This window comes from Citrobacter sp. wls613 (assembly GCF_005281195.1).
GTDB lineage: Bacteria > Pseudomonadota > Gammaproteobacteria > Enterobacterales > Enterobacteriaceae > Citrobacter > Citrobacter gillenii.
The window spans coordinates 1-5,773 of sequence record NZ_SZXN01000003.1 but is presented as its reverse complement, the minus strand read 5'-3'; the positions used below and the strand labels follow the sequence as shown (position 1 = coordinate 5,773).

At 51.9% G+C, this 5,773-nt stretch carries 7 protein-coding genes; 5 read left to right on the top strand and 2 right to left on the bottom strand.

Going from position 1 to position 5,773, the window contains the following annotated elements; translation table 11 throughout:
* From folD to FDX01_RS00545, 3 genes are all read left to right on the top strand, one after another.
* The coding region (folD, locus tag FDX01_RS23220; protein WP_249360831.1) for a bifunctional methylenetetrahydrofolate dehydrogenase/methenyltetrahydrofolate cyclohydrolase FolD at nucleotides 1-577 on the top strand (577 nt) is incomplete at its 5' end.
* 1 nt (nucleotide 578) lies between these two features.
* Entirely contained in the window at nucleotides 579-791 is a 213-nt protein-coding gene (ybcJ, locus tag FDX01_RS00550) for a ribosome-associated protein YbcJ (protein ID WP_096757997.1), read from the top strand.
* 124 nt (nucleotides 792-915) lie between these two features.
* The gene (locus FDX01_RS00545) at nucleotides 916-1,440 is read left to right on the top strand and encodes a metal-dependent hydrolase (RefSeq protein ID WP_096757998.1); all 525 of its coding nucleotides are present in this window, start codon (nucleotides 916-918) and stop codon (nucleotides 1,438-1,440) included.
* A gap of 91 nt (nucleotides 1,441-1,531) precedes the next feature.
* Here the strand turns inward: FDX01_RS00545 and cysS are convergent, their stop codons facing one another.
* Nucleotides 1,532-2,917 (bottom strand): cysteine--tRNA ligase, encoded by a 1,386-nt coding sequence (gene cysS / locus FDX01_RS00540; RefSeq protein WP_115259170.1) that lies wholly within the window; start codon nucleotides 2,915-2,917, stop codon nucleotides 1,532-1,534.
* Nucleotides 2,918-3,089: 172 nt separating this feature from the next.
* Here cysS and ppiB point away from each other — a divergent pair, with 172 nt between their 5' ends.
* Nucleotides 3,090-3,584 (top strand): peptidylprolyl isomerase B, encoded by a 495-nt coding sequence (gene ppiB, locus FDX01_RS00535; RefSeq protein ID WP_115259171.1) that lies wholly within the window; start codon nucleotides 3,090-3,092, stop codon nucleotides 3,582-3,584.
* A gap of 2 nt (nucleotides 3,585-3,586) precedes the next feature.
* The gene (gene lpxH, locus FDX01_RS00530) at nucleotides 3,587-4,309 is read left to right on the top strand and encodes a UDP-2,3-diacylglucosamine diphosphatase (protein ID WP_137399042.1); all 723 of its coding nucleotides are present in this window, start codon (nucleotides 3,587-3,589) and stop codon (nucleotides 4,307-4,309) included.
* 206 nt (nucleotides 4,310-4,515) lie between these two features.
* On the opposite strand, the gene FDX01_RS00525 is transcribed toward lpxH, so the two are convergent.
* Nucleotides 4,516-5,773: hypothetical protein (locus tag FDX01_RS00525; RefSeq protein ID WP_212733992.1), on the bottom strand; the 1,258-nt coding region annotated here is incomplete at its 5' end.

The following is a 5,773-nucleotide window of genomic DNA, read 5'->3' as shown; positions in this document are numbered from 1 at the left end:
CCAGCTGCCGTTACCGGCGGGGATCGACAACGTTAAGGTGCTGGAACGCATTGCACCGGATAAAGACGTCGACGGCTTCCACCCGTATAACGTCGGTCGCCTGTGCCAGCGTGCACCGCGCCTGCGTCCGTGTACGCCTCGCGGCATCGTGACACTGCTTGAGCGTTACAACATCGATACCTACGGCCTGAATGCCGTGGTGATTGGCGCCTCAAACATTGTCGGTCGTCCGATGAGCATGGAGTTGCTGCTGGCGGGCTGTACCACCACGGTAACCCACCGCTTTACCAAAGATCTGCGTCGCCACGTAGAGCATGCTGACCTGCTGATTGTCGCCGTCGGCAAACCGGGTTTTATTCCCGGTGAATGGATCAAAGAAGGTGCGATTGTGATTGATGTCGGCATCAACCGTCTGGAGAATGGCAAGGTTGTTGGCGATGTGGTCTTTGAAGATGCCGCTGCGCGCGCCGGGTATATTACACCGGTGCCGGGTGGCGTTGGCCCGATGACGGTCGCCACACTTATCGAAAACACGCTTCAGGCGTGCGTTGAATACCATGATGTAAAGGACGTTTAAGATGGCCACATTTTCACTGGGTAAACACCCACACGTTGAACTCTGCGATCTGCTAAAGCTGGAAGGCTGGAGCGAAAGCGGCGCCCAGGCAAAAATTGCCATTGGCGAAGGGTTAGTGAAGGTCGATGGAGTAGTAGAAACACGTAAACGCTGCAAAATCGTTGCCGGACAGACCGTGAGCTTTGAAGGTCAAAGCATTAACGTCGTGGCATGATCCCAGGGCCGGATGGCGGTTCACACCACATCCGGTCCGTTCCCCCTGATTTTCAGATAATTAACTTCACCTTCACTTCACGCCAGGCTGTTAGCCTATCGTTTTCTTATACGAAGCGACTATCATGCCAACCATCGTTACCCACGCAGCTGTACCTCTTTGTTTAGGATTGGGTCTGGGGCTCAAAGTCATTCCCCCACGCTTGTTGTTTGCCGGGGTTGTACTGGCAATGCTGCCTGACGCCGACGTCCTGTCGTTTAAGTTCGGTATTGCCTACGGCAACGTATTCGGTCACCGCGGATTTACCCACTCGCTACTGTTCGCCTTCGCGGTGCCGTTACTGTGCATCATGATAGGTCGACGATGGTTTAAAGCCGGGCTGGTTCGCTGCTGGTTATTTTTGACGGTGTCGTTGCTGTCACACAGCCTGCTGGATTCGGTGACCACCGGAGGAAAAGGCGTTGGCTGGCTGTGGCCATGGTCAGATGAGCGCTTCTTTGCGCCGTGGCAGGTGATTAAGGTTGCGCCGTTCGCGCTGTCACGCTACGCCACGCCGTATGGGCATCAGGTGATTATCTCGGAATTAATGTGGGTGTGGCTGCCGGGAGCCGTCATGATGGGTGTGCTGTGGTGGTACAGACGTCACTAATAGTGCCGGATGGCGCTACGCTTATCAGGCCTACCGATCATTCCGTCGTAGGCCGGATAAGGCGTTAGCCGCCATCCGGCAATTGAGAGAATTACTTACGACGCCAGGTGGTGCCTTGTGGACCATCTTCCAGCACAATACCCATCTCGTTCAGACGGTCACGTGCCGCGTCGGCTGCCGCCCAGTCTTTCGCTTTACGGGCATCTAAACGCTGTTGGATAAGCGCTTCAATCTCAGCGACCTCTCCGTCATCCGCCTGCGCACCGCTTTGCAGGAACGCTTCCGGATCCTGCTCCAGCAGGCCCAGCACGCCGGACAGCTTGCGCAGATGCGCGGCCATAGCGTTAGCCGCCGCCATATCTTCACCCTTCAGACGGTTGACCTCACGCGCCATATCAAACAGCACCGAGTAGGCTTCCGGCGTATTGAAATCATCGTTCATTGCTTCAATGAAACGCGCTTCAAAGGCATCACCACCGGCTGGCGCCACGGATTTGTCAGTACCGCGCAGCGCGGTGTACAGACGCTCCAGTGCAGAACGTGCCTGCTTCAGGTTCTCTTCGCTGTAGTTCAGCTGGCTACGATAGTGGCCGGACATCAGGAAGTAGCGAATGGTTTCGGCGTCGTAGTATTTCAGCACGTCGCGCACGGTAAAGAAGTTGCCCAGTGATTTGGACATTTTCTCACGATCAACCATCACCATCCCGGAGTGCATCCAGTAGTTGACGTATTCGCCGTCGTGCGCACAGGTGGACTGGGCAATTTCGTTTTCATGATGCGGGAACATCAGGTCAGAGCCGCCGCCGTGAATATCGAAATGGTTGCCCAGCTGTTTGCAGTTCATCGCAGAACATTCGATGTGCCAGCCCGGACGGCCTGCTCCCCACGGGGACGGCCAGCTCGGCTCGCCCTCTTTGGACATCTTCCACAGCACGAAGTCCATCGGGTTACGTTTCACATCCACCACATCCACGCGGGCACCCGCCTGCAGCTGATCCAGATCCTGGCGCGACAGCTGGCCGTAGTGCGGATCGGTCGGCACGTCGAACATCACGTCGCCGTTATCAGCCACGTAAGCGTGACCTTTGGCGATCAGCTGTTCGGTGATTTCAATAATTTCCGCAATATGATGCGTCGCACGTGGTTCGAGATCCGGGCGCAGGATATTCAGCGCGTCGAAGTCGTTGTGCATTTCCGCGATCATCCTGTCGACCAACGCCACAAAGCTTTCACCATTTTCATTAGCGCGCTTAATGATTTTGTCGTCGATATCGGTAATGTTACGCACGTACTTCAGCTTATAGCCGAGGAAGCGCAGATAGCGCGCAACCACGTCAAAAGAGACGAAGGTACGTCCGTGACCAATATGACAGAGATCATAAACAGTGATACCACACACGTACATGCCGACTTCCCCGGCATGAATAGGTTTGAATTCCTCTTTTTGGCGCGTCAGTGTATTAAAGATTTTTAACATCGAAGATTCCGTGTAGACGTGTGTGGATAACAAAGCCCTATAATACCTATAAATTGGCCCCGAAGCAGCACACTTTGCAAGGTGATCGAATCTTGCGGTTATGCTATAACACACCCCTAACTCTGACCCTGACCAGGGTCGAAGCACCACTCTATCGGAACAGGATGCAAAAATGGTTACTTTCCACACTAATCACGGCGATATCGTAATCAAAACATTTGATGATAAAGCGCCTGAAACAGTTAAAAACTTCCTGGACTACTGCCGCGAAGGTTTCTATAACAACACCATTTTCCACCGTGTGATTAATGGTTTCATGATTCAGGGCGGCGGTTTTGAGCCTGGCATGAAGCAAAAAGAAACCAAAGAGGCTATCAAAAACGAAGCCAACAACGGTCTGAAAAACACCCGTGGTACGCTGGCGATGGCCCGTACTCAGGCTCCGCACTCCGCAACGGCGCAGTTCTTCATTAACGTTGCCGACAACGACTTCCTGAACTTCTCCGGCGAAAGCATGCAGGGCTGGGGTTACTGTGTATTTGCTGAAGTGGTTGAAGGTATGGACGTGGTTGATAAAATCAAAAACGTTTCTACCGGTCGCAGCGGCATGCACCAGGACGTACCGAAAGAAGACGTTATTATCGAAAACGTGACCGTCAGCGAGTAATCGTGGCGACACTGTTTATTGCAGATCTTCACCTCTGCACGGAAGAACCGGCGATTACCGCCGGTTTTCTGCGTTTTTTAGCCGGTGAAGCACGAAAAGCCGATGCGCTGTATATTCTTGGCGATCTGTTCGAAGCCTGGATAGGCGACGATGACCCCACTCCGCTGCACCATGAAATCGCCGTCGCAATAAAATCGCTGGCTGATTCCGGCGTCCCCTGCTTCTTCATTCACGGCAACCGTGATTTTCTGCTCGGCAAGCGTTTTGCCCGCGAGAGCGGCATGACCTTGTTACCCGAGGAAAAAGTGCTCGACCTGTATGGCCGCAAGGTGCTGATCATGCATGGCGACACGCTGTGTACCGATGATGCCGGTTATCAGGCATTTCGCGCTAAAGTGCATCAGCCCTGGCTACAAACACTGTTTCTTGCTCTGCCGTTGTTTGTTCGCCAACGCATTGCCGCAAAGATGCGCGCCAACAGCAAAGCCGCCAACAGCAGCAAATCGCTGGAAATTATGGATGTGAATCCGCAGGCCGTGGTTACCGAGATGGAAAAACACCAGGTCCAGTGGTTAATTCACGGGCATACCCATCGCCCGGCGGTGCATGAACTGGCTGCCAATAGACAACCTGCGTTCCGCGTAGTATTAGGTGCGTGGCACAGCGAAGGTTCGATGGTTAAGGTCACGCCCGACGACGTTGAGCTGATCGCGTTTGCATTTTAAATACATCACACAATCTGGCTCCGGTTAGCAAAATGTTCGCTCACTGTCGCAACAACTCAGTACCTCATCCTCATCCTCATCTCGCCACCGTTTTACCACGAAGACGCTAATTGTCAGACTTTAGCCGTTTGGCCAAACAGAACTGACTACACCTCCCCACATAACGTAGGGAGGTGTGATGGTTACGTCGTCAGTTCCCTGTATATTTAGAAATCCTCAATGCACAGGAAACGTGATTTAGCAGATATTCCTGCCCCCCCGGAATAGACTCCGTTAATAAGATAACGTACCCACAGATAGGGGGCTGCATTATTAGTCGTTTTTATCCAAAAACGTACGCTATCGAGATAAATATGAGACGGAATTACAGATTGCTCATATTTAGACTTAGTACCCCAGAAATCACTAAAACCATCTCTCGCATCTGCCGGGAGTCTCATGTTCAGTGAAGCACATGCTTCCAGGGCATCGGGATAGAATACCTCATTGTCATAAACCGAAATCCATCTATCAAGTTTGAAGGTATGGCGAATAATGCCAAACGTTTTCCCATTCTTAGGTGTGGCCGTCACAGTGACCTCCCTGGCCTGATGGCTTGCTATCGTCGTTTTTAGCATCACCACGCCGCTCCCATCAACCGTTGCCCAATCCGCATTGGTACGCCAGTTATAATCCGTGCGATCGCCGCCCCCCTGTAAGTCCAGGACAAACTGAGCACCGTAGAAACCCTCTTTGGGGTGATTCAAGCCCATATTTGTATCTCTGCTATGGAGTCCCCTCACATTACGAAAAACTGGCATAACATCATAATTTGTTGTAACAATATCTGACGCCCAGCCATTGAGTCTAAATGATGCCTGTAGATCTTCACCTTTAACGCTCGCCGTTATCGTGAATGAGTAAGAACCATTACTATTCATCTCCAGTTTATTTATTACGGTATCTGAACCAGGCGTTTTGAATGTTGCATCACTTAAAACGCTCTCAGGGTCCATCCTGACCACATTTCGATTTCCATCTCGTAGAATTAGGGTGAATATCATCTCTTGATTCACCAAATAACCATTAGCGTTGCGGGTTAATGTTGACGTTGAGGCAACAGGTTCTCCGGCAACAATGCTATAAGGCAGCGACGTCACGCCAGTGTCCCAGTCGCTAAGCTGAAGCTTTGCGGTAGCACTACTCGTCACCTTCACGGCGGTGAACGTCGCGATATATTTCCCACGCCCTTCGTCCTGCCAGCTACTTCCCTCTTTTATGGTTGCATTGTTTACGTCAACGGTACTCGAACTCAGCTTATCCACTTGATTAATAACAGCATTTCCATGCTCATCATTAAGTGTTACGGTCACAACAACATCATCACCAGAGGTATAGGTATCCTTATCCACAGCCACTTCTGACCTCGAGAACGCCGCCTCTCCAACAACAAATGCCGTCTCCTTGCTGGCGGCATTATTGCCT